The organism is Geodermatophilus sp. SYSU D00708 (genome assembly GCF_054050115.1).
Genome location: NZ_JBJGYS010000011.1, coordinates 45,790 through 68,716, shown reverse-complemented (window position 1 = coordinate 68,716; position 22,927 = coordinate 45,790). Strand labels below are relative to the sequence as shown.

The window sequence follows — 22,927 nt, the reverse complement described above, 5'->3', positions numbered from 1 at the left end:
TACCGAACCGCTAACGACGGCCCCGGGACGGCGGGCAGCGACGCGCGCCGGGGGCATCCTGACGCCGTGACGAGAGCCCTGCGTCCTGCCGCCGCCCTGGTGCTGGTCCTGCTGCTGTCCGCGTGCGCCCAGCGCGCCGGCGGCGGCGTGGGCGCGGCGCCGACGTCGCCGGCCGAGGGCCCGGGCCGGCTGGTCCTGCAGGTGGAGTACGTCGGCGGTTTCGTGACGCCGGAGATGCTGGCCGGCCGCCTGCCGCTGGTCACCGTCTACTCCGACGGCCGGGTCGTCGCCCAGGGGCCGCAGATCGCCATCTATCCCTCCCCCGCCCTGCCGAACCTGCTCGTGTGGCAGCTGGACCCCGACGACGTGCAGACCGTCGTCGACCGGGCCGTCGCCGCCGGGGTGACCGGGACCGGCGACCTGGGCAGCCCGCCGGTCGCCGACGCCCCCGCGACCCGGTTCACCCTCGTCACCGAGGAGGGCACCTACGTGCGGGAGGTGCAGGCGCTGTTCGAGCTGCCCGACGACGGCGGCCTCACCCCCGAGCAGCGCACCACGCGCGGCGAGCTGATGGGGCTGGTCGACGTGCTCACCTCGCCGGCGGGCCCGTTGGGTGCCGCGGGGCCGGAGTCCTACCGGCCGGACGCGATGGCCGCCGTGGTCCGGGAGTGGACGCCCGGCCCGGAGCCGGAGCTGGTGCAGCCGGAGGTCGCCTGGCCCGGGCCGGCGCTGCCCGGCGAGCCGCTGGAGGAGCGGCTGGGGCTCTCCTGCGTGGTCGCCCGCGGAGCCCAGGCCACCGCCGTCCTCGAGGCCGCCGCCGGGGCCAACGCCCTGACGCCGTGGACGGCGGAGGACGGCGGCCGGTGGGCGCTCACCCTCCGCCCGCTGCTGCCGCACGAGACCGGCTGCGCCGACCTGCACCAGCAGTAGGGACGCCGACGGCCCGGCCCTCTCGCGGGGAGAGGACCGGGCCGCAAGCGTCGGTCTCCGGGAGACCCCCGCGACGGTGCCGCGGGGACCACCGCGTCGGTTTCCGCGGGAACCGACGTCAGACGGTGGCGGGCTCGCGCAGGTCGGCGTCCACACCCGCCCGCTCGTCGACGCGGGCCAGCGGGTCCACCGTCGACGTCGACCGGTACCGCTCGACGTCGAGGATGCCCTCGCGCTGGGCGACGATCGTCGGGACCAGGGCCTGGCCGGCGACGTTCACCGCGGTGCGGCCCATGTCCAGGATCGGGTCGATCGCCAGCAGCAGGCCGACGCCGGCCAGCGGCAGGCCCAGCGTGGACAGGGTCAGGGTCAGCATGACCACCGCGCCGGTGACCCCGGCGGTGGCGGCCGAGCCGACGACCGACACCAGGGCGATCAGCAGGTAGTCGGTGATGGACAGGTCCACGCCGAAGAACTGGGCCACGAAGATCGCGGCCAGCGCCGGGTAGATCGCCGCGCAGCCGTCCATCTTCGTCGTCGCGCCCAGCGGGACGGCGAAGGAGGCGTAGGACCGCGGCACCCCGAGGTTCTGCTCGGCCACCCGCTCGGTCACCGGCAGCGTGCCGATCGAGGAGCGCGAGACGAAGGCCAGCTGGATCGCCGGCCAGGCACCGGCGAAGAAGCGCAGCGGCGAGAGGCCGTGCAGCCGCAGCAGCACCGGGTAGACGACGAACAGCACGAGCGCCAGGCCGATGTAGACCGAGCCGGCGAAGACGCCCAGCGAGCCGAGGGACTCCCAGCCGTAGGTGGCCACGGCCTTGCCGATCAGGCCGACGGTGCCGATCGGGGCGAGCAGGATGACCCACCACAGCACCTTCTGCACGATCGCGAGGGCCGAGCGGGTCAGCGCGAGGAACGGCTCGGCGGGCTCGCCGACCTTGAGCGCGGCTACGCCGATCGCCACGGCCAGCACGATCAGCTGCAGCACGTTGAACGACAGCCCGACCGTCCCGTCGTCGTGCGGGGCGGCCTGCAGGCCGAGGATGTTGCCGGGCACGAGGCCGTTGAGGAAGTCCCACCACGAGCCGGTCGTGCCGGGGTCGGTCTGGGCGGCGGCGTCGACGGAGCTGTTGCGGCCGGGCTCGGTGAGCAGGCCCAGGCCGATGCCGATGGAGACGGCGATCAGCGCCGTGACGGCGAACCACAGCAGGGTCTGCCCGGCCAGCCGGGCGGCGTTGGAGACCTGCTTGAGGTTGGCGATGCTGACGATCACCGCGGTGACGATCAGCGGCGGGACGAGGACCTTGAGCAGCGTCACGAAGGTGTCGCCGATGGTCTGGAGGGTGCTGGTCAGCCAGTTCGGGGTGCCGTCGGCGACGGGGCCGAGGTCGCGGGCGACGAGGCCGAGGGCGATGCCGAGCACGAGGCCGAGGAGGACCTGCGCCGCGAAGGGGACGCGGCGGAGACGAGCGAGCACGGGAGGGGCCTTCCGGGGAGTTCGGGGTGGGACGACGGGGCGCGGCGTGCGCACTCAGCCGTCGGCCGTCACCCGCCCGAAGTCGAGCGCGCGCCGCCGGGTCAGGCCCCACACGTTGCGCACGCAGAGGTCAAGGCGTCCCGCCGTCGCGACCATCCCCGGTGTGGGCACTCTCACCCGCCCTCCGCCATCCGCCCCACCCCGCGATCATGGACCTCGGGAGACGACGCGCCGGACCGCGGCGGCGATTCACCTCCCACGCTTCATGATCGTCCGGCGGGTCGGGGCCGGCGGGGGCTCAGTCGGGCCAGACCGGCCGGCGCTTCTCCAGGAAGGAGCTCATCCCCTCGACGGCGCCGGGCAGCTGGCTGGCCGAGGCCATGACCTCGACGGCGGTCGCGTAGGCGTCCCGCTCGGGGCGGTCGAGCTGGGCGTACATCGTCTGCTTGCCCCAGGCCTTGCTCGCCCGTGAGCCGCGGGTGGCGCGCGCCATCAGGTCGGCCACGGCCGCGTCGAGGTCGGCGTCCGGGACCACCCGGTTGACCAGGCCCCAGTCCAGCGCGGTGGCGGCGTCGATGACGTCCCCGGTGAGCGCCAGCTCCATCGCCCGCTTGCGGCCCACGTTGCGGGCGATCGCCACCATCGGCGTGTGGCAGAACCAGCCGCCCTTGCCGCCCGGGGCGGCGAAGCCGGCCGACTCCGCGGCGACGGCGAGGTCGCAGGAGGCGACCAGCTGGCAGCCGGCCGCGGTGGCCAGCGCGTGCACCCGCGCGAGCACCACCTGCGGCACCGCCTGGATGGTCTGCATCAGCTCGGTGCACAGCTGCAGCAGGCTGCGCACCTCGGTCACCGGCCGGCCCACGACGTCGGCGAAGTCGTGGCCGGCGCTGAACACCGGCCCCTCGGCGGCGAGCACGATGCCGGCCGCGTCGCTCTCCCCCACCTCGGTCACGGCGGCGAGCAGCTGGCCGAGGTGCTCCCGGGAGAGGGCGTTGCGCCGGGCCGGCCGGCACATCGTGATGGTGACGACGTCCCCGTCGCGCACGACCCGGGGCGCACCCTCTGCAGTCATGGCCCGACGCTAGCCGACCTCGGCGTCCAGGACCCGGCTCGAGAGCCGCCCGCGGCCGCCCTCCTTGGCGCCGTACATCGCCAGGTCGGCCTGCTGCAGGACGACCTCGAACGGCGTGCCCGGCTCGGCCATGGCCAGCCCGATGCTCGCCGAGACCCGCACGCTGCGCCGTCCGACGACGACCTCGTCCACGAGCGCGGCGACCAGCCGCCTGCCCACCGTCTCGGCCGTCGCGCGGTCCAGGCCGGGCAGGACGGCGGCGAACTCGTCCCCGCCCAGGCGGCCCACGACCGCGTCCGGCACGTCCTCCAGGTGCGCCCGCAGGCGGTCGGCGAGCCGCACCAGGAGCTGGTCGCCCACGGCGTGACCGCCCCGGTCGTTGACCTCCTTGAAGCGGTCGACGTCGACGAACAGGACCGCTCCGCCACAGGTGAGCGCCGCCCGACCGACGTCGAGGAGGTGGGCGCGGTTGGCCAGGCCGGTCAGCGGGTCCTGCCGCGCCACGCGGGTCAGCGCCCGGCGCCAGCCGTCGGCGTCGGTCGCCACCGTGGTCAGCCGGTCGACGGTCTCGGTCAGGGCCCGCTGCTGGTCGGCGTCGGCGTCCGGCGAGAGCTCGCGGACGGCGGCGGAGAGCAGGTCGAGGACGTCCTCCAGCGGTGCCCCGGTGGCCACGGCCTCGAGCACCCGGCCCTGCGCGGCGAGCAGGCGGGCGTCCCAGCGGTGCGCCGCGACCTGGCGCCGCAGCGATAGGACGCTGCGCACGAGGCGGACCTGGATCTCGAGGGTGTCCAGGTCGTCGCCGCGGAAGGTGCGGACGTCGTCGTCGAAGACGCCCAGCGAGCCGAGGACGAAGCCGTCCTCGTCGATGAGGGGGACCCCGAGGTAGGAGCGGATCGCGCCGGCGGCCACCGCGGGGTTGTCGGCGAAGACCGGGTGGGCGAGCGCGTCGGACACCTCCAGCGGTTCGCGCGCCGCCACCACGTAGGCGCAGAACGACAGCTCGTCGGGGACGTGCGAGAACGGTGCGCCGACGCCGATCTCGGCGGGGAAGCACTGCAGGTCGGGACCGACCAGGTTGATCACCGCGATGGGCGCGTCCAGGGCGCGGGCCATGTAGGCCACGACGGCGTCGAGGTCCGCGTCGCCGGCGTGCCCGCCGAGCCGGTAACTGGCCAGCGCGGCGAGCCGGTCGGGGTCGGCGACGGCGGGGCGAGGGCTCTGCACGCGCGGCACCGTAGCGGGTGTCGGTGACCAAGTGTGCCCGCAGCGGTACGGGCGGTCTCGGAACTTCGGCGGGGACGGGCGGAGGGCATGATCACCGCATGGATCCCGTGCGGTTCGGACTGGTGGGGTACGGCTTCGGCGGCCGGTACTTCCACGCGCCCCTGCTGGCCGCCGCCGCGGAGTGCGACTTCCTCGGCGTGGTGACGACGTCCCCCGAGCGGCGGGCCCAGGTGGCCGCCGAGCACCCCGGCCTGCGGACGTTCGCCTCGCTGGAGGAGCTGGCCGGGGCCGGCGCGGAGGCGGTCGCGATCTCGACACCGGCCGACACGCACACCCCGCTGACCGAGCAGGCGCTGGGGCTGGACCTCGCCGTGGTGTGCGACAAGCCGTTCGCGCTGGACGCCGCGGCCGCCCGGCGCGCGGTCGACCTCGCCGCGGCGAGACGGCTCCCGCTCGCGCCGTACCAGAACCGCCGCTGGGACTCCGACTTCCTCACCGTCCGGGAGCTGGTCGCCGAGGGGCGGCTGGGCACGGTGACCCGCTTCGAGTCGCGGTTCGAGCGGTTCGACCCCGAGCCCGGCCCGCCCGCGGCCGGCGGCGGCACGCTGCTGGACTTCGGCGCCCACCTGGTCGACCAGGCACTGGTGCTGCTCGGGCCGGTCACCTCCGTCTACGCCGAGTGGCGGCTGCGCGACACCGGCCTGGACGACGACGTCTTCGTCGCCCTGACCCACGCCGGCGGCGCCCGCTCCCACCTGTGGGGCAGCTGGAGCCAGGGCGCGCCCGGCGACCGGTTCCGGGTCGCCGGCACCGAGGGGGCCTACACCGTCGGCGGCCCGATGGACGGGCAGGAGGCGCTGCTCCTGGCCGGGGAGACCCCGGCGACCCTCAGGGAGCGCTGGGGCGCCGAGCCGGAGGAGCGGTGGGGGCGGCTGCGCCGGGGGGACGACGGCGAGCAGGTGCCGACCCACCGCGGGCGCTGGGACACCTTCTACCCGACCTTCGCCGCCGCCGTCCGCGGTCGGGGGCCGGTGCCGGTCGACCCGCAGGACGCCGTCGCCACCGCCGCCGTGCTCGACGCCGCCCGGCGCAGCGCGACCGAGGGCGACGTCGTCCGCCTGGGCTGAGGCGACGTGCCCCCGCAGCAGGCTCCGCCGCCGGACGACGTCCGGCCGGTGCTGCTGCGGCAGGTCTGGCGGGACGTGGCGTTCCTGCACTGGCCGCTCGACCCCGCCGTGGCCGCGCCGCTGCTGCCGCCGGGCACCCGACCCGACGTCCTGGACGGGACGACCCACGTCGGCGTGGTCGCGCTGCGGATCTCACGGACCGCGGTCGCGGCCGGCCCGGCGCTGCCGTGGGCCGGCTCGTTCGACGAGGTCAACGTGCGGCTCTACTCGGTCGACGAGCACGGCCGCCGCGGCGTGATCTTCCTGCGCATGGACGCCGCGCGGCTGCTCGCCGTGCTGGGGGCCCGGGCCGTGCCCCGGCTGCCCTACGTCTGGTCACGGACCCGCGTGCGGCGGGACGGCGACCGGTACGCGGTCGCCGTCGGCCGGCGGCTGCGGATCGGCCTGCGCATCGGCGCCCCGGTCGAGCCCGACCCGCTGGCGGCCTCCCTGACCGCCCGCTGGGGCCTGCACACCCGGATGGCGGGCCGCACGGTGTACCTGCCGGTCAGGCACCGGCCGTGGCCGCTGCGGTCGGCCGAGCTCACGGGGGTCACCGGCGACCCGCTGGCCGCCGCAGGGCTGCCCGGGATGGCCGGTGCCCCGGTCAGCGTGCTCTTCTCCCCCGGCGTGGACGACGTCCGCTTCGGCCCGCCGTCCCGCTGAGCGGAGTGGGAGGGACGCGTCTGCCGCGCTGTGGCACTCCGCTCAGGCGTTCGCGGGGGCCGGCTGGTCGAGGCCGTGCGCCTCGCGGACGACGTCGACGACCTCACCCATGATCTCGGTGAGGCCGACGTCCTTGGGCGTGAAGACCCGGGCGACGCCCTGCTCGCGCAGCCGGCGGGCGTCGCTGTCCGGGATGATCCCGCCGACCACCACCGGGACGTCGTCGAGCCCGGCCTCGCGCAGGCCGCGCAGCACCGCGGGCACGACCTGCAGGTGGGAGCCCGACAGCACCGACAGGCCGACGACGTCGACGTCCTCCTCGACGGCGGCCGCGACGATCTGCGCGGGGGTCAGCCGGATGCCCTGGTAGACGACCTCGAAGCCGGCGTCCCGGGCGCGGACGGCGATCTGCTCGGCGCCGTTGGAGTGTCCGTCCAGGCCCGGCTTGCCGACGAGGAACCGCAGCCGGCCGCCGAGCTCCTCCCCGGTGGCGCGGACCCGCTCCCGGACGCCGGTCAGCGTCGCGTCCGCCGCCCCGCCGGGGGCCGCCGCGACACCGGTGGGCGCCCGGTACTCGCCGAACACCTCGCGCAGCACCCCCGCCCACTCCCCCGTCGTCACGCCGACGCGGGCGCACTCGAGGGTCGCGGGCACGAGGTTCTCGTCGGTCCCGGCCGCCGCGCGCAGCCGCTCCAGCGCCCGGCGCACCGGCTCCGGGTCCCGCTCGGCGCGCCACCGCTGCACCGACGCGCAGGCCGCCGCCTCCACCGCCGGGTCGACCACCTGGATCGCGGCGTCGAGGTCGGCCAGCAGCGGGTTGGGCTCGGTGGACTCGAACCGGTTGACGCCGACGACGACGTCCTCGCCGCTCTCGATCCGCCGCCGCCGCTCGGCCAGCGACGCGACCAGCTGCCCCTTCATGTAGCCGGACTCGACCGCGGCCACCGCCCCGCCCATCTCCGCCACCCGGGCCATCTCCGCCCGGGCGCCCGCCACCAGCTCGGCGACCTTCGCCTCGACCACCACCGACCCGGTGAACAGGTCGTCGTACTCGAGCAGGTCGGTCTCGTGGGCGAGCACCTGCTGCAGCCGCAGCGACCACTGCTGGTCCCACGGACGGGGCAGGCCGAGCGCCTCGTTCCACGCCGGCAGCTGCACCGCCCGGGCGCGCGCGTCCCGCGACAGGGTGACCGCGAGCATCTCCAGCACGATCCGCGGCACATTGTTCTCCGGTTGCGCCTCGGTCAGGCCCAGCGAGTTGACCTGCACGCCGTACCGGAAGCGGCGGTGCCGCGGGTCCTGGACGCCGTAGCGCTCCCGGGTCAGCTCGTCCCAGAGCTCGGTGAACGCCCGCATCTTGCACATCTCCTCGACGAAGCGGACGCCCGCGTTCACGAAGAAGGAGATCCGTGCGACCACCTCGCCGAAACGCTCCTGCGGCACCTGGCCGGAGTCGCGCACCGAGTCCAGGACGGCGATCGCGGTGGACAGCGCGTAGGCGATCTCCTGCACCGGCGTCGCGCCGGCCTCCTGCAGGTGGTAGCTGCAGATGTTGGTCGGGTTCCACGTCGGCATCGCCGTCACGGTGTAGGCGACGACGTCGGTGACCAGCCGCATCGAGGGCCCGGGCGGGAAGACGTAGGTCCCCCGCGACAGGTACTCCTTGATGATGTCGTTCTGCGTCGTGCCGGCCAGCGCCGAGACGTCGATCCCCTGCTCCTCCGCGACGGCCTGGTAGAGCGCCAGCAGCCACATCGCCGTGGCGTTGATCGTCATCGAGGTGTTCATCCCGTCGAGCGGGATGCCGTCGAAGAGCGCCCGCATGTCGCCGAGGTGCGTGATCGGGACGCCGACCTTGCCGACCTCCCCGGCCGACAGCTCGTCGTCGGGGTCGTAGCCGGTCTGCGTCGGCAGGTCGAACGCGACCGACAGCCCGGTCTGCCCCTTGGCCAGGTTCCGCCGGTACAGGGCGTTCGACTCGGCCGGCGAGGAGTGCCCCGCGTAGGTCCGCATGACCCAGGGGCGGTCCCGGTCCTCCGGCGCTGAAGGGAAGGGCATGCCAGCGGAGTGTAAGGGCCGCTACTCGTCAGTAGCAGGCCCGCGGCCGGACTTCCCGGTGGCACACTCACAGGGCACGCGGAGGGGGTGGCCATGCCGATCGGGGCGGGGAGCAACCTGCACTACCTGGTCGGGCCGACCATCGCCTTCGCCGTCCTGGCGCTGCTCGCGCTGTTCCTGCGCTGGGCCTTCGGGCCCGACGAGCGCCGCCGTCCGCCGGCCGACGACGGGCTGCTGACGCGGGTCGCCACGCTGTCCCGCCGCGAGTCGGCCCTCGCGTTGCGGGCGGTGCTGTCCGACGCGGGCATCCGCTCCACGATCCGCTCCCCCGCACCGCACCGCGTCGAGGTGCTCGTCTTCCCCGAGGACGCCGACCGGGCGCGAGCGCTGGCCACCTCGTTCCCCGGTCCTTGAGCCCGAGGGCACGAGGGTCCCTTCTCAGTCGGGGCGGGTGACCCGCTCGATCCCCGCCCCCAGGCCGCGCAGGTGCTGCACGAAGTCGGGGTAGCCGCGGTCGACGTGGTGCACGTCCTGCACCTCGGTGACGCCGTCGGAGACCAGCCCGGCGAGCACCAGCCCGGCCCCGGCGCGGATGTCGGTGGCCAGCACCGGGGCGCTGGACAGCCGCTCCCGCCCCCGGACGACGGCGTGGTGTCCGTCGATGCGCACCGACGCGCCCAGGCGCACCAGCTCGTTGACGAACATGAAGCGGCCCTCGAACACGTTCTCGGTGATCAGCGCGGTCCCGGTGGAGACCGCCGCCAGCGCGACCGCCATCGGCTGCAGGTCGGTCGGGAAGCCCGGGTAGGGCAGCGTGACGACGTCGACCCCGCGCGGCCGCTCGGCCATGGCCACGCGCAGGCCCTCGGGCAGCACCTCGATCTGGGCGCCGGCGTCGGTGAGCTTGTCCAGGGCCACGGTGAGGTGCTCGGCCACCGCCCGCTCGACGACGACGTCTCCGCGGGTCATCACCGCGCCGATCGCCCACGTGCCCGCGACGATCCGGTCGGGCACGGTCGTGTAGGTGACCGGCTTGAGGTCGGTGACCCCCTCGACGGTGATCGTCGAGGTGCCGGCTCCGTCGATGGTGGCGCCCATCGCGGTGAGCATCGCGCACAGGTCGGCGATCTCGGGCTCGCGGGCGGCGTTGTCGATGACCGTCGTGCCCTCGGCGAGCACCGCGGCCATGACCAGGTTCTCGGTCGCTCCCACCGACGGGAAGTCCAGCCAGATGGAGGTGCCGGTCAGCCGCGGGGCCGTGGCGACGAGGAAGCCGTGCTCGCTCTCGATCGTCGCGCCCAGCCGCTCGAGCCCGGAGATGTGCATGTCCAGGCCGCGCGACCCGATCGCGTCACCGCCGGGCAGCGCCACCCGCGCCGAGCCGCACCTCGCCACCAGCGGGCCCAGCACGCTGATCGAGGCGCGCATCTTGCGCACCAGGTCGTAGTCGGTCTCCGTGCCCGGCGCGTCCGGGACGTCGACCACCACCCGGCCGCCCCCGCCGTGCTCGTGGCGCTCGTAGCTCACGTCGCAGCCGAGGCGGCGCAGCACCTCGCTCATGATCGCGACGTCGAGGATGTCGGGGACCTCCTCGATGGTGGTCCGGCCCGCCGCCAGCAGCGCGGCGGCCATCAGCTTCAGGGCGCTGTTCTTGGCGCCGGTGACCCGCACCCGTCCGGTCAGGGCCGTGCCGCCGGTGACCTCGAAGCACTCCACCGCACCACCCTACGGCGACGCCACGCGGCCGCTCCGCGACCTCCTAGGCTCGGGGTATGAGCGTCCGGCTGACCCGCATCTACACGAAGACCGGTGACGCCGGGCAGACCCACCTCGGCGACATGAGCCGGGTGGCCAAGACCGACCCCCGGCTGGCCGCCTACGCCGACGTGGACGAGGCCAACAGCGTGCTCGGCCTCGCGCTGGCGCTCGGCTCTCCCGAGCCGGAGATGGCCGGCCTGCTGCGCAGCGTGCAGAACGACCTGTTCGACGTCGGCGCCGACCTCTCCACGCCGATCACCCCGGACCCGCAGTTCCCGCCGCTGCGGGTCACCGCCGCCTACACCGAGCGGCTCGAGGCGGCGTGCGACACCCACAACGCGGCGCTGGCCAAGCTGGCCAGCTTCATCCTCCCCGGCGGCACCCCGCTGGCCGCGCTGCTGCACCAGGCGCGGGTCGTCGTCCGACGGGCCGAGCGCAGCGTGTGGGCCCTGCTGGCCGCCGACGGCGACCGGACGAACGCGGAGACCGCGCGCTACCTGAACCGGCTGTCGGACCTGCTGTTCATCCTCGCCCGGGTGGCCAACCCCGGTGGTGACGTGCTCTGGGAGCCCGGCGCGCACAGCGGCGCGCACGCCCAGCGGACCGCGGCCCAGCAGGAGCCGACCGAGGGCTGAGCGCGGCTACCGCACCGGCGGCGCGGACTCCACCCAGGACAGGAAGCCGGTCACCGTCGCCGGGTCCATGGCCAGCTCGCGGGGCCCGGCGGCGGTGGCGCAGGACAGGACGACGACGTCCGGGGGCAGCGCGACGTCCTCGGGCGTGGCCCGGCGCCGTCCCTCGACCTGGAACTCCGCGCGACACAGCCGCTGCTGCGGGCGCGGCGAGAGCGACAGCGCGCGGTACCAGAGCAGCGCGTCGCCGCCGTACCAGGCCACCCCGACCGACCAGCGGGTGGAGCCGGCCGGACGCAGCCACATGGTGACCGCGCCGAGGCCGGAGAGCAGGAAGCGCCGCCGCAGCAGGAAGGCGACGACGAGCCCGACGACGAGCGCGACGGCCAGGACGACGAGTGCGGTGGTCATCCTGGCTGCCGGCGCATCGGGGAACGGTCCGGGTGGGGCTCAGGCGTCCTGTCCGGCGGCCCGCAGCCGGGACTGGGCACGGCGGGCGGCGGCCACTGCCTCAGCGTCGTCACCGGCGTCCTGGGCGCGGCGCAGCGCCTCCCGGGCCCGCTCGACGTCGATCTCGGAGGAGATCTCCGCGGTCTCGGCCAGGATCGACACACCGCGGTCGGTGACCGACAGGAAGCCACCGTGGGCGGCGACGACGAGGTCCTCGCCCTGGGAGGTGCGGATCGTCACGACGCCGCCCTCGGCGAGCTGGCCCAGCAGCGGCGCGTGTCCGGGCAGGACGCCGAGCTCACCCTCCGTGGTACGCGCGATGACCATGTTGGCCTCGCCGGACCAGATCAGCCGCTCGACGGCCACCAACTCGACCTGCAGGGTCGCCACGACACTCCTCGGGGTCCACCGACGGGCGGTGCGGGTGTCGCCGGCCCGGGGAGGACACGGCGACGGGTCAGGGTCACTCTAACGGCCGCGTGTCGCGGCACCGGCGGGCGATCCCGCGCGGGGCCCTGTCACGGGTCCGGCGCGTGGGAGTCGGGTTCAGGCGGCCCGGCGGTACAGCAGCGTCCAGCGGCCGACCCGCACCCACGGGTGGCGCACGGTCGACGCCGGAGCCCAGCGCTCCGTGGCGTACTGCTGGTGGCCGGCGTACGGGAGGCCGGCCGACGGCGGCCAACTCCAGTCGGCGCCGTCCCACCTGGTCCCCGTCGTCGCGTCCACGGTCTTCTCCCGTACGCCGCCCGGCCGTTCCGGACGTCCCGTCCTGGATGATCGGCATGCAGCATCCCGCGCTTGAACGGCTCCCCGCCAGGTCTTTCGTCACGTGATGAGCCGAACTCCGGGTGACGGGGGGCGGAACGCGCGTCGGCCGGGCCCCCTCCGGGGCCCGGCCGACGTGTCGTGCTGGAACGGCCACCCTTCCCTCCACGCCGAGGTTCGAGGCGTGGGGGGAAGGGTGGTCCTTCTACTTCTTGAGCTTGTCGGCGTTGCGCTCGAGGTCCTCGAGGCCACCGCACATGAAGAACGCCTGCTCGGGCACGTGGTCGTACTCGCCGTCGGTGATCGCCTTGAACGCCTGCAGCGTCTCCGCCAGCGGGACGAACGAGCCGGGCTGCCCGGTGAACGCCTCGGCGACGAACATGTTCTGCGAGAGGAACCGCTCGACGCGACGGGCCCGGTTGACCGTGACCTTGTCCTCCTCGGAGAGCTCGTCGATGCCGAGGATGGCGATGATGTCCTGCAGCTCCTGGTAGCGCTGCAGCACCTGCTTCACCGTCTGGGCGATCGCGTAGTGGTCCTGGCCCACGTACTGCGGGTCGAGGATCCGGCTGGTGGAGTCCAGCGGGTCCACGGCCGGGTAGATGCCCTTCTCGGAGATCGGCCGGGAGAGCACCGTCGTCGCGTCGAGGTGGGCGAAGGTGGTGTGCGGCGCCGGGTCGGTGATGTCGTCGGCGGGCACGTAGATCGCCTGCATCGAGGTGATCGAGTGACCACGGGTCGAGGTGATCCGCTCCTGCAGCTCGCCCATCTCGTCGGCGAGGGTCGGCTGGTAACCCACGGCGGAGGGCATGCGGCCCAGCAGCGTGGACACCTCGGAGCCGGCCTGGGTGAACCGGAAGATGTTGTCGATGAAGAGCAGCACGTCCTGGTTCTGCTCGTCGCGGAAGTACTCCGCCATCGTCAGCGCGGACAGCGCGACCCGCAGCCGGGTGCCCGGCGGCTCGTCCATCTGGCCGAAGACCAGGGCGGTCGAGTCGATGACGCCGGACTCGGTCATCTCCGTGATGAGGTCGTTGCCCTCACGGGTGCGCTCGCCGACGCCGGCGAACACCGACACGCCACCGAACTCCTGGGCGACCCGGCGGATCATCTCCTGGATGAGCACCGTCTTGCCCACGCCGGCACCGCCGAACAGGCCGATCTTCCCGCCGGCCACGTAGGGGGTCAGCAGATCGATGACCTTGATGCCGGTCTCCAGCATCTCGGTGCGGCCCTCGAGCTGGTCGAACCGCGGCGCGTGCCGGTGGATCGTCCACCGCGGGGCGTCGGTGCCGTAGCCGGGCTCGTCGAGGCACTCGCCGAGGGCGTTCCACACGTGGCCGGTGGTCACGTCACCGACGGGCACGGAGATCGCCGAGCCGGTGTCGACGACCTCGGCGCCCCGGATGAGGCCGTCGGTCGGCTGCATGGAGATGGTGCGGACCACGTTGTCGCCCAGGTGCTGGGCGACCTCGAGGGTCAGCGTCTTGCCCAGGTCGGCGAGGGTGACCTCCACCTTCAGGGCGTTGAACAGGTCGGGCATCGCGTCGCGCGGGAACTCGACGTCGACGACCGGCCCGGTGACCCGGACGACGCGGCCGGTCGTCTGGGTGGTCGGACGGTCCTCGGTGACGGTCATCTGTACTGCTCTCCTGCCCTCGGGCTCGGGTGTGGTTCCGCGTCTTCTGTGTCCCCGCCGCGCGGGGAGGGGTCAGTCGTCGGCGTTGGCCGACACCAGCGCGTCGGCGCCGCCGACGATCTCGCTGATCTCCTGGGTGATCTCCGCCTGACGGGCCTGGTTGGCCTGCCGGGCGAGGTTCTTCGCCAGCTCCTCGGCGTTGTCCGACGCCGACTTCATCGCCCGCCGCCGGGACGCCGACTCGGAGGCCGCGGCCTCGAGCATCGCCGCGTAGATGCGGGCGTTGACGTACTTCGGCAGCAGCGCGTCGAGCAGGACGTCGGCCGAGGGCTCGAACTCGTAGGAGGTCGGCACCCCGCTGTCGCCGGCCCGGCCGGCCTCGCGGTCCTCCCGCTCGTAGTCGAACTCCTCGACCTCCTCGACCTCCAGCGGGGCCATCCGCTTGGCGACCGGGACCTGCGAGAGCAGCGAGCGGAACTCGGTGTAGACGATGTGCAGCTCGTCCACGCCGAGGATCCCGTCGGCCCCCGCACCGGTCTCGTCGTCGTCCTCGCCGGCGGTGAAGGCGTCGATGAGCGCCTCACCGACCCGCTGCGCGTCGACGAAGTTCGGCTGCTCGGAGAAGCCGGTGAAGGTGTCGGCCATCTCGCGGTTGCGGAAGGAGTAGTAGGTCTCCCCCTTCCGGCCGACCACGTACAGGACCGGGTCCTTGCCCTCCTGCCGCAGCAGCGAGAGCAGCTCCTCGGTGCGGCGCAGCACGTTGACGTTGTACGAGCCGGCGAACCCGCGGTCGGAGGTGATCACGAGGACCGCCGCGCGGCGCGGGTTCTGCCGCTCGGTGAGCAGCGGGTGGTCCAGCGACGCCGAGGACGCCAGCGCCGAGAGCACCCGGGTGATCTCCCGGGCGTAGGGCTTGGAGGCCTCCACCCGGGCCTGGGCGCGCACGATGCGGGCGCCGGCGATCAGCTCCTGTGCCGAGAAGATCTTCTTCGTCGACTGCGTGGAGCGGATCCGGCGCCGCAGCGCACGGAGGTTGCCGGCCACGGTCAGGCGCTCCGCTTGACCTGGACGCGCTCCTGGCCACGCTCGGACGCGTCCATGGCCTCGGCCTCGGGCTCGTTGAGCAGGGTGCCGCCCTCGGAGGTCTGGAACTGGCCGTAGAACTCCTCGACCGCGCCCTCGAGGCTGCGGACGGCGTCGTCGCCGAGGGCCCGCGACTGCCGGATCTCGTCGTAGATGCCGTTGTTGCCCCGGCCGACGTAGTCGAGGAACTCCCGCTCGAAGCGGCGGACCTCCGGCACCGGCACGCGGTCGAGCTTGCCGGTGGTGCCCAGCCAGATGGAGACGACCTCGCGCTCCACCGGGTACGGCTCGTACTGGCCCTGCTTGAGCAGCTCCACCAGGCGCTGGCCACGCTCGAGGGTGGCCCGGCTGGAGGCGTCCAGGTCCGAGGAGAACGAGGCGAACGCCTCGAGCTCGCGGTACTGGGCCAGGTCCAGGCGCAGCCGGCCGGCGACGGACTTCATCGCCTTGATCTGCGCCGAGCCGCCGACGCGCGACACGGAGATGCCGACGTTGATAGCCGGGCGGACACCGGAGTTGAACAGACCCGTCTCGAGGAAGATCTGCCCGTCGGTGATCGAGATGACGTTGGTCGGGATGTACGCCGACACGTCGTTGCCCTTGGTCTCGATCAGCGGCAGGCCGGTCATCGAGCCCGCGCCCATCTCGTCGGACAGCTTCGCGCAGCGCTCGAGCAGCCGGGAGTGGAGGTAGAAGACGTCGCCGGGGTAGGCCTCGCGGCCCGGCGGACGACGCAGCAGCAGGGAGACCGCGCGGTAGGCCTCGGCCTGCTTGGACAGGTCGTCGAACACGATCAGGACGTGCTTGCCCTCGTACATCCAGTGCTGGCCGATGGCCGAGCCGGTGTAGGGGGCGATGTACTTGAAGCCCGCGGCCTCCGACGCCGGGGCGGCGACGATGGTCGTGTACTCCATCGCGCCCGCGTCCTCGAGGGCGGAGCGGATGGAGGCGATCGTGGAACCCTTCTGGCCCACCGCCACGTAGATGCAGCGGACCTGCTGGGTCGGGTCGCCGGTCGCCCAGTTCTGCTTCTGGTTGATGATGGCGTCGATCGCGATCGCGGTCTTGCCGGTCTGCCGGTCGCCGATGATCAGCTGGCGCTGGCCGCGGCCGATCGGGGTCATCGCGTCGATGGCCTTGATGCCGGTCTGCAGCGGCTCGTGCACCGACTTGCGCTGGACGACGGTCGGGGCCTGCAGCTCCAGGGCCCGGCGGCCGGTGGTGGCGATCGGGCCGGCTCCGTCGATCGGGTTGCCCAGCGGGTCGACGACGCGGCCCAGGTAGCCGTCGCCGACCGGGACGGAGAGGACCTCGCCGGTGCGGCGGACCTGCTGGCCCTCCTCGATGCCGGAGAAGTCACCCAGGATGACGACGCCGACCTCGCGCACGTCCAGGTTCAGGGCCAGGCCGCGGACGCCGCTCTCGAACTCGAGCAGCTCGTTGGTCATGACCGAGGGCAGCCCCTCGACCCGCGCGATGCCGTCACCGGCCTCGGTGACGATCCCGACCTCCTCCCGGGACACGTCCGGGGCGAACTCGGTGACGTAGTTCTGGATGGCACTGCGGATCTCGTCTGCGGAGATCGTCAGCTCGGCCATGGGGCTCTCGTCCTCTTCCCTGCTGGGGTGGTGTCTGACTGCTGGACTGGGGCTCGGGTGCTCAGGCGGCCGGCGTCAGCCGACCAGCCGCCGCCCGGCGGCCTCGAGACGGTGGGCGATGCTGCCGTCGATGACCTCGTCACCGACACGGATGACCAGGCCGCCGAGGACGTCGGGGTCCACGGTGACCTGCAGCCCGATCGCCCGGCCGTAGAGACGGCTGAGCACGTCGGTCAGCCGGCGTTCCTGCGCCGGGGTCAGCGCCGCGGCCGTGGTCACGCGCGCGATCGAGCGGCCCCGCCGGCGGGAGGCCGCCTCGGAGAGCCGCTCGACGACGTTCTCGGCACTACCGACGTACCGGCCGGTCAGCTGGTTCCGGAGCAGCTGCGCGGTGACGGGACTGACCCGGCCGGAGACCAGCCGGTCCACCAGGGCCGTCTTCCCGGCCGCCGGGGCGGTGCGGTCGCTGAGGATCCGGGAGAGCTCCGGGTCCCCGGCGACGATCCGGCCGAAGCGGAACAGCTCGTCCTCGACCCCGTCGAGCTCCCCGCGGGCCGCGGCGGCGTCGAGCGCGGCCTCGGTGGCCAGCGTCTCGGTCGCCTCCACCAGGTCCAGCGGCCGCGACCAGCGCAGACCGGCCACGGTCTCGACCAGGTCGACCGCGGCCTCCGACACCCGGCCGGCCAGGACCCGACGGGCCAGGCCCGCCCGGTCGGCCGGCTTGGCCGACGGGTCCGACAACGCCCGGCGCAGCGCGATCTGGCCGTCGAGCAGGCGGGCGACCGCGAACAGCTCGTCGGCCAGGCTCAGCAGGGCGGTGCCGGCCGCGCCGCGGGAGCGCTCCTCGAGGCGCTCGCGCGCCTGCGCGAGCGCCGCGCGGCTGGAGGCGTCCATCAGCGGTTGCCCTCCGGGGTGTACACCGAGGCGCCGCTGCGGCCGTTCGGGGAACCGGCGGCCATGCCGTCGAGCTGGTCGAGGAACCGGTCGACGGTGCCGCTGCGGCGGGCCTGGTCCTCGAGCGACTCGCCGACCACCCGGCCGGCGAGGTCGACGGCGAGGACGCCGATGTGGCCCCGCAGCTCGTTGACCACCTGCTGGCGGGAGGCGGCCAGCTGCTCCTCGCCGCGGGCGAGGATCCGGGCCGACTCCTGCTGGGCCTGCGCGCGCAGCTCCTCGAGGATCTGCTGGCCCTCGGCCCGGGCCTGGTCGCGGATCTGCGCCGCCTCGGTCCGGGCCTCGGCGAGCTGAGCGCGGTACTGGTCCAGCGCCGCCTTCGCCTCCGCCTGCATCGACTCGGCCCGCTCGATGCCGCCCTCGATGGCCTCACGGCGGGCCCGGAAGACCTGCTCGAAGCGCGGCGCGACGAACTTCGCGAACACGAAGAAGACGATCGCGAAGGCGATCAGCCCGATGATGATCTCGCCCCACGGCGGGAGCAGCGGGTTGTGCGCCTCCGCAGCCTGGATGCTCATGAGTGTGTCCCTACGTCAGATGGGTCCGACCTGGAGGGAACGGGTCAGCCGGCGTTGCCGGGCCCGAAGATGAAGGGGACGACCAGGCCGATCAGCGCGAGCGCCTCGGAGAGGGCGGCGCCGAGGAAGGCGTAGGTACGGGTCAGGCCGGCGGACTCGGGCTGCCGGGCGGTGGCCTGGATGTAGGCGGCCCAGACGATGCCGACGCCGATACCCGGGCCGATGGCGGCGAGACCGTAGCCGACCGAGCCGATGCTGCCGACGAGCTCTGCGAGAACGTCCATTGCGGGGTGGTTCCTCCTGTGTCGGTCGCCCGGGTTTCCGGGCGGCTGGCTTGGGGGTGGAGCGGTCAGTGAGCGGGCTCGACGGCGCCGTTGAGGTAGGTCGCCGTCAGCACGGTGAAGACGTAGGCCTGGAGCACGATCACCAGGAGCTCGAAGAACGTCATGATCACGGCCATGACGAACGAGGCGGCCCCGAACAGCGGCATGATGCCGCCCGCGGTGAACAGGTAGACCGCGCCCAGGGAGAAGACGACGAGCAGCATGTGGCCGGCGAACATGTTCGCGAAGAGCCGCACGGCCAGGGTGAACGGCCGGATGATGAACACCTGGAGCAGCTCGATCGGCGTGACCAGGATGAGCGCACCGATCGGCACGCCCGGCGGGATCGCGGCGTCCTTGAGGTACCTGCCCAGGCCCTGCTCGCGGATGCCGACCCAGTTGTAGAGCACCCAGACGATCACCGCGAGGACCAGCGGGAACGCGAACTTCGACATCGGCGAGATCTGCGCGAACGGGATGATGCTCATCGCGTTGTTCGCGAGGATGAAGAAGAACAGCGACGCGAGGAACGGCGCGAACGGCAGCCCCTTGGGGCCGATGACGTCGCGGGCCATGCCGTCGCGGACGAGGGAGTAGCCGCTCTCACCGAGCCACTGCAGCTTGCCCGGCACGATCGAGGGCTTGCGGACCGACGCGACCAGCAGCGCGAGGATCACGGCGGTGGCGATCCAGAGGAGGATCGTGATGCGGGTGATCTCGAAGTCGATCCCCAGGAGGGAGAACGAGGCGAGCGGCTCCGGGTAGAACTCCTCGATGGTCGGAGCCTGGAAGCCGCCTTCCTCACCACCTTCGGCGGCGGCGAGCACGTCGACGAGCGCGAGGGCGCTGGAGGTCACCGTTGTCCCTTCTGCGTCCTGGTCGGGCTGCGTCGCCCGCCCCGGGTGGAGCCGGTGCGCCGGGCCTCCTCAGCCGGGGGCACGGCGCCGTACTTGACGACCACCAGGTAGATGGCCACCGTGAGGCCGAGGAGGACGCCGATCAGGGCGACGAAGCGCGTGCCCCACCAGCGGTCGAGCAGCAACCCGGCCCCGCCCCACACGATGATCCCGGAGAGCATGGTCCCGGTGATCCCCCAGCCGATGTCGGCCCCGCTGGGCTGACGATCGGTGGGCGTTGCAGGTCGGGGTCGAGAACCCCCGCGAGAGGAGCTGTCCTCGGCCATCGCTGCGGACACTATCAGCCGCGTGTCGCGGGCCTCTCCGGCGGACTGGGAGTTCCCCCGGTCGGGGGCGGCGCGGGTGGCTGGACGTAGTAGATCCGACGGGTCCAGACCCAGCGCTGCTGGACGACGCTCCACAGCAGCGCCCCGGCGATGACCGTCCACGCCAGGGTGCGCCGGTCGACCCAGCCGTCGGCCGGCAGGGACTCCAGGACCACGGCCAGGACCAGCACCTTCACGAAGAAGGAACCCAGCGCCGCCGGGAGGGTGAAGGCGTCGCCGTGGCGGCCGGCCCAGGCGATGACGAGGCCCGACGCGGCGAAGAACGCGGTCACCACGGCCGCTCCGACCAGCACCGCGAGGGCCTCGTCCGCACCGCCGAGGAGCGCCGCGAGCGGGGCGGCGACGGCGGTGAGCGCGGCGGTGACCAGACCTCCCACCCGGAGGAAGGAGAGGTCCCAGGGGATCTCGCGCTGGGGTGTGGACTGCGTCATCGGACTCCCTGCCCGGCCCCGGCCGCCCGCGGGGACGGCTCGGCGCCCTCGTCGGGGAACCGGCCGGGCTCGCTGGTGGTCGCGCGGAGGGCCCGCGCGGTGGGGTGGGCGGCGCGGCTGCGCTCGCGCTGCGCGGCGAGCTCGGCGGCCCGCGCCTCGCGTGCGGCCCGGCGGGCCCGCGGGCTGAGGACGACGACGACGCCGACGACCAGCAGGACGCCGATGGCGACCAGCAGTTCGGCCGTGCCGCCGGTGATCGACAGCGTCACCGCGCCGAAGGACAGCAGCGCCGCCCAGAAGTACATGACGAGCACCGCGCGCCGGTGCGAGTGGCCGATGGCCAGCAGCCGGTGGTGCAGGTGCATCTTGTCCGGCGAGAACGGCGACTGCCCGCGCCGGGTGCGGCGGATCACGGCCATCACCAGGTCGATGAACGGGATGGAGAGCACCGCGATCGGCACCAGCAGGGGCAGGGCGAGCGGCAGCAGGCTCGCCGCGGAGTCGAACGACTGCGGGTCCACCCGGCCGGTCGCGGAGACCGCCGCCGCCGAGAGCATCAGCCCGACCAGCATCGAGCCCGAGTCGCCCATGAAGATCCGCGCCGGGCTGAAGTTGTGCGGCAGGAAGCCCAGGCAGGCGCCGGCGAGCACGGCGGTGATCAGCGCCGGGGCGCTGGCGACCTCGTCGTAGCCGACCAGTCCGAGGTTGTAGCTGTAGGCGAAGAAGGCCAGCGCGGCGACCGCCGAGACGCCCGCCGCCAGGCCGTCGAGGCCGTCGATGAAGTTCAGCGCGTTGACCGTGAGGACGGTCAGCAGGATGGTCAGCGGGACGCCGATGTCGGGGCCGAGGGAGAGCGTCCCGATGTCGGCGACCGGGAGGAAGACGAACACCAGCTGGACGCCGAGCAGCACCATCACGCCGGCCGCGGCGATCTGGCCGGTGAGCTTGGTCAGCGCGTCGAGGCCGAACTTGTCGTCGAGGACACCGAGGGCGCAGATGAGCCCGCCGGCCACCAGGACGGCGGCGGTCTGCGAGTCCTCGAAGGTCCGCTGCAGCGCCGGCAGGCGGGTGGCGACCAGGATCGCCGCGGCCACGCCGAGGTACATCGCCACTCCCCCGCCGCGGGGGGTGGGGATCACGTGCACGTCCCGCTCGCGCGGCGCGGCCATCATCCGCAGCCGGACCGCCGCCACCCGCACCACCGGGGTGGCCAGGAAGGTGACCAGCCCGGCGGTGAGCAGGACGACGACGTACTCGCGCATCGGTCAGAGGGGCCCGGAGGGGGTCCCGGGCGCACGGCCCGCCGCCCGGCCGGGGGCCCAGGAGGGGGTGCTCATGGCGGCAGGTCTCCCGGCGGGATCGGCGACGGACGGTCGTCCCACGGTATCCCTCCGGACGGCCGTCCAGCCGGACGGCGCGTGCTGCCCGGCCCCGCCTTCAGTCGGTGAGCTCGGGCACGACCTCGCGGAGCCGGTCGACGGGGATCGCGCCGATGCGCAGCACCCGCGGCGTCGGGCCGGTGCAGTCGACGATCGTGCTGGCCGCCGAGGAGTCCCGCGGCCCGCCGTCGAGGACCACCGCCGCGTGCAGGCCCAGCTGCGCGACGGCCTGCTCGGCGGTGGTGGCGGCCGGCCGGCCGGAGCGGTTGGCGCTGGAGACCGCCAGCGGCCCGGTGCGGCGCAGCAGGTCCCGGGTGATGTCGTCGGCGGGCAGCCGGACGGCGACGGTGCCCTCGGCGTCCCCCAGGTCCCAGGCCAGCGAGGACGCGTGCTCGACCACGAGGGTCAGCCCGCCCGGCCAGAACGCCTCGGCCAGCCGCGTGGCGACGTCCGGCACGCGGTTGGTGAGGCCGGCCAGCGTGGACGCCTCCCCGATGAGCACGGGCACGGGCATCGTCCGGCCGCGGTTCTTCGCCGCGAGCAGCCGGGTGACCGCCGCCGGCGTGAACGCGTCGGCCGCCACGCCGTAGACCGTGTCGGTGGGCAGTAGCACCAGCTCGCCGGCGCCGATCGCCGCCATCGCGGCGTCCAGCCCGGCCGCGCGGGCCTCGGGGTCGGTGCAGTCGTAGAGGTCGGCCACGGGACCGGAGTCTGTCATCCCGCCGCGCGGCGGGCGGTGGTGAACCGGGGACGCCCGGCCAGGTCGGGATGGTCGGCGACGTCGGTGAAGCCGCCGTTCGCCCGGACGACGGCCGGCAGCGCGGTCCCCTGCTCGTCGGCGTGCTCGATGCCGATCCACCCGCCGGGTCGGAGCAGCCGGGCGGCGGTCACCAGCAGGCCGCGGACGACGTCCAGCCCGTCGGGTCCGCCCCACAGGGCCAGCGGCGGGTCGTGGTCGGCGACCTCGCGGGGGACGCGGGCGCCGTCGGGCACGTAGGGCGGGTTGGAGACGACGAGGTCCACCGCACCGTCGAGCGCGGCCAGCAGGCCGGGGTCGGTCATGTCGCCGGAGAGCACCTCGACGGGGGTGTCCCCCGCGGCGGCCCGGACGGCGGCGTTGTGGCGGGTCCACTCGATGGCCCCGGCGTCCCGCTCGACGGCGGTGACGCGGGCGCCGGGGTGCTCGTGCGCGATCGACAGCGCGATGGCGCCCGACCCGCTGCCCAGGTCGACGACGACGGGCTCGGGGGTCCCGGCCACGCGGTCCAGGGCCCACTCGACGAGCTGCTCGGTCTCGGGCCGGGGCACGAACACCCCCGGGCCGACGGCGAGCTCCAGGTGCCGGAACGGCGCGCGCCCGGTGAGGTGCTGCAGGGGCACGCGGGAGGCCCGCTGGTCGAGCAGGCCGGCGAAGCGCCCGGTCGCGTCGGCGGGGACGTCGCCGAGGGTGAGCAGGCCGGTGCGGGTCATGCCCAGGACGTGCGCCAGCAGCAGCTCGGCGTCCACCCGCGGTGACTCGACACCGGCGTCGGCGAGCCGGCGCGCGGCGTCGGCGAGCAGC

26 protein-coding genes are annotated in these 22,927 nt (G+C 74.0%); 5 read left to right on the top strand and 21 right to left on the bottom strand.

Going from position 1 to position 22,927, the window contains the following annotated elements; all coding sequences use genetic code 11:
* The first annotated feature begins 66 nt into the window (after positions 1 to 66).
* Positions 67 to 930, top strand: coding sequence for a hypothetical protein (locus ACI79D_RS11460; RefSeq protein ID WP_456918531.1), 864 nt, complete (start codon positions 67 to 69; stop codon positions 928 to 930).
* A 118-nt stretch (positions 931 to 1,048) separates the two neighbouring features.
* Here ACI79D_RS11460 and ACI79D_RS11455 read toward each other — a convergent pair whose 3' ends face one another.
* The 4 genes from ACI79D_RS11455 to ACI79D_RS11440 form a co-directional block, all read right to left on the bottom strand.
* A complete protein-coding gene (locus ACI79D_RS11455; protein WP_456918530.1) occupies positions 1,049 to 2,407 on the bottom strand; it encodes a dicarboxylate/amino acid:cation symporter in 1,359 nt (452 codons plus the stop codon).
* Between the two features lie 54 nt (positions 2,408 to 2,461).
* Positions 2,462 to 2,584 carry a hypothetical protein gene (locus ACI79D_RS11450; protein ID WP_456918529.1) on the bottom strand — a complete coding sequence of 41 codons (123 nt, stop codon included), beginning with the start codon at positions 2,582 to 2,584 and terminating at the stop codon, positions 2,462 to 2,464.
* Between the two features lie 121 nt (positions 2,585 to 2,705).
* Positions 2,706 to 3,479, bottom strand: coding sequence for an enoyl-CoA hydratase-related protein (locus ACI79D_RS11445; protein WP_456918528.1), 774 nt, complete (start codon positions 3,477 to 3,479; stop codon positions 2,706 to 2,708).
* A 9-nt stretch (positions 3,480 to 3,488) separates the two neighbouring features.
* Positions 3,489 to 4,703: a diguanylate cyclase domain-containing protein gene (locus ACI79D_RS11440; protein WP_456918527.1), complete on the bottom strand. Its 1,215-nt coding sequence runs from the start codon at positions 4,701 to 4,703 to the stop codon at positions 3,489 to 3,491.
* 98 nt (positions 4,704 to 4,801) lie between these two features.
* On the opposite strand from ACI79D_RS11440, the gene ACI79D_RS11435 reads away from it, so the two are divergent.
* On the top strand, positions 4,802 to 5,830 hold the full coding sequence (locus ACI79D_RS11435) for a Gfo/Idh/MocA family protein (protein WP_456918526.1): 1,029 nt from the start codon (positions 4,802 to 4,804) through the stop codon (positions 5,828 to 5,830).
* 6 nt (positions 5,831 to 5,836) lie between these two features.
* Positions 5,837 to 6,535: a YqjF family protein gene (locus tag ACI79D_RS11430; RefSeq protein ID WP_456918525.1), complete on the top strand. Its 699-nt coding sequence runs from the start codon at positions 5,837 to 5,839 to the stop codon at positions 6,533 to 6,535.
* Between the two features lie 42 nt (positions 6,536 to 6,577).
* On the opposite strand, the gene ACI79D_RS11425 is transcribed toward ACI79D_RS11430, so the two are convergent.
* A complete protein-coding gene (locus tag ACI79D_RS11425) occupies positions 6,578 to 8,593 on the bottom strand; it encodes a protein meaA (protein WP_456918524.1) in 2,016 nt (671 codons plus the stop codon).
* 93 nt (positions 8,594 to 8,686) lie between these two features.
* Between ACI79D_RS11425 and ACI79D_RS11420 the strand changes: the two genes are divergently transcribed.
* Positions 8,687 to 9,007 carry a hypothetical protein gene (locus ACI79D_RS11420; protein WP_456918523.1) on the top strand — a complete coding sequence of 107 codons (321 nt, stop codon included), beginning with the start codon at positions 8,687 to 8,689 and terminating at the stop codon, positions 9,005 to 9,007.
* 24 nt (positions 9,008 to 9,031) lie between these two features.
* Here ACI79D_RS11420 and murA read toward each other — a convergent pair whose 3' ends face one another.
* Positions 9,032 to 10,309, bottom strand: coding sequence for a UDP-N-acetylglucosamine 1-carboxyvinyltransferase (gene murA, locus ACI79D_RS11415; RefSeq protein WP_456918522.1), 1,278 nt, complete (start codon positions 10,307 to 10,309; stop codon positions 9,032 to 9,034).
* 56 nt (positions 10,310 to 10,365) lie between these two features.
* On the opposite strand from murA, the gene ACI79D_RS11410 reads away from it, so the two are divergent.
* Complete coding sequence (locus ACI79D_RS11410) at positions 10,366 to 10,986, top strand: cob(I)yrinic acid a,c-diamide adenosyltransferase (RefSeq protein ID WP_456918521.1); 621 nt, start codon at positions 10,366 to 10,368, stop codon at positions 10,984 to 10,986.
* 6 nt (positions 10,987 to 10,992) lie between these two features.
* On the opposite strand, the gene ACI79D_RS11405 is transcribed toward ACI79D_RS11410, so the two are convergent.
* The 15 genes from ACI79D_RS11405 to prmC all read right to left on the bottom strand — a co-directional run bounded on the left by ACI79D_RS11405 (position 10,993) and on the right by prmC (position 22,926).
* A complete protein-coding gene (locus ACI79D_RS11405; RefSeq protein ID WP_456918520.1) occupies positions 10,993 to 11,394 on the bottom strand; it encodes a DUF2550 domain-containing protein in 402 nt (133 codons plus the stop codon).
* A 39-nt stretch (positions 11,395 to 11,433) separates the two neighbouring features.
* Complete coding sequence (locus ACI79D_RS11400; RefSeq protein ID WP_456918519.1) at positions 11,434 to 11,823, bottom strand: F0F1 ATP synthase subunit epsilon; 390 nt, start codon at positions 11,821 to 11,823, stop codon at positions 11,434 to 11,436.
* Between the two features lie 156 nt (positions 11,824 to 11,979).
* Positions 11,980 to 12,159 carry a hypothetical protein gene (locus ACI79D_RS11395; protein WP_456918518.1) on the bottom strand — a complete coding sequence of 60 codons (180 nt, stop codon included), beginning with the start codon at positions 12,157 to 12,159 and terminating at the stop codon, positions 11,980 to 11,982.
* A 244-nt stretch (positions 12,160 to 12,403) separates the two neighbouring features.
* Positions 12,404 to 13,837, bottom strand: coding sequence for a F0F1 ATP synthase subunit beta (atpD, locus tag ACI79D_RS11390; RefSeq protein WP_456918517.1), 1,434 nt, complete (start codon positions 13,835 to 13,837; stop codon positions 12,404 to 12,406).
* Positions 13,838 to 13,909: 72 nt separating this feature from the next.
* Entirely contained in the window at positions 13,910 to 14,881 is a 972-nt protein-coding gene (locus ACI79D_RS11385) for a F0F1 ATP synthase subunit gamma (RefSeq protein ID WP_456918516.1), read from the bottom strand.
* A 2-nt stretch (positions 14,882 to 14,883) separates the two neighbouring features.
* Positions 14,884 to 16,518: a F0F1 ATP synthase subunit alpha gene (gene atpA / locus ACI79D_RS11380; RefSeq protein WP_456918515.1), complete on the bottom strand. Its 1,635-nt coding sequence runs from the start codon at positions 16,516 to 16,518 to the stop codon at positions 14,884 to 14,886.
* Between the two features lie 75 nt (positions 16,519 to 16,593).
* The gene (locus tag ACI79D_RS11375; RefSeq protein ID WP_456918514.1) at positions 16,594 to 17,412 is read right to left on the bottom strand and encodes a F0F1 ATP synthase subunit delta; all 819 of its coding nucleotides are present in this window, start codon (positions 17,410 to 17,412) and stop codon (positions 16,594 to 16,596) included.
* Complete coding sequence (locus ACI79D_RS11370) at positions 17,412 to 17,990, bottom strand: F0F1 ATP synthase subunit B (protein ID WP_456918513.1); 579 nt, start codon at positions 17,988 to 17,990, stop codon at positions 17,412 to 17,414. Before ACI79D_RS11370 ends, ACI79D_RS11375 begins: the two co-directional genes overlap by 1 nt.
* A 44-nt stretch (positions 17,991 to 18,034) precedes the next feature.
* On the bottom strand, positions 18,035 to 18,274 hold the full coding sequence (gene atpE / locus ACI79D_RS11365; RefSeq protein WP_091445776.1) for an ATP synthase F0 subunit C: 240 nt from the start codon (positions 18,272 to 18,274) through the stop codon (positions 18,035 to 18,037).
* A 65-nt stretch (positions 18,275 to 18,339) separates the two neighbouring features.
* Positions 18,340 to 19,170 carry a F0F1 ATP synthase subunit A gene (gene atpB, locus ACI79D_RS11360; RefSeq protein ID WP_456918512.1) on the bottom strand — a complete coding sequence of 277 codons (831 nt, stop codon included), beginning with the start codon at positions 19,168 to 19,170 and terminating at the stop codon, positions 18,340 to 18,342.
* Entirely contained in the window at positions 19,167 to 19,391 is a 225-nt protein-coding gene (locus ACI79D_RS11355) for a hypothetical protein (RefSeq protein ID WP_456918511.1), read from the bottom strand. Before ACI79D_RS11355 ends, atpB begins: the two co-directional genes overlap by 4 nt.
* Before the next feature lie 119 nt (positions 19,392 to 19,510).
* Complete coding sequence (locus ACI79D_RS11350; protein ID WP_456918510.1) at positions 19,511 to 19,987, bottom strand: hypothetical protein; 477 nt, start codon at positions 19,985 to 19,987, stop codon at positions 19,511 to 19,513.
* The gene (locus ACI79D_RS11345; RefSeq protein WP_456918509.1) at positions 19,984 to 21,249 is read right to left on the bottom strand and encodes a glycosyltransferase family 4 protein; all 1,266 of its coding nucleotides are present in this window, start codon (positions 21,247 to 21,249) and stop codon (positions 19,984 to 19,986) included. Before ACI79D_RS11345 ends, ACI79D_RS11350 begins: the two co-directional genes overlap by 4 nt.
* A 175-nt stretch (positions 21,250 to 21,424) precedes the next feature.
* A complete protein-coding gene (locus ACI79D_RS11340; RefSeq protein WP_456918508.1) occupies positions 21,425 to 22,066 on the bottom strand; it encodes an L-threonylcarbamoyladenylate synthase in 642 nt (213 codons plus the stop codon).
* Positions 22,067 to 22,080: 14 nt separating this feature from the next.
* Complete coding sequence (prmC, locus tag ACI79D_RS11335; protein WP_456918586.1) at positions 22,081 to 22,926, bottom strand: peptide chain release factor N(5)-glutamine methyltransferase; 846 nt, start codon at positions 22,924 to 22,926, stop codon at positions 22,081 to 22,083.
* Between the last annotated feature and the right edge of the window lies 1 nt (position 22,927).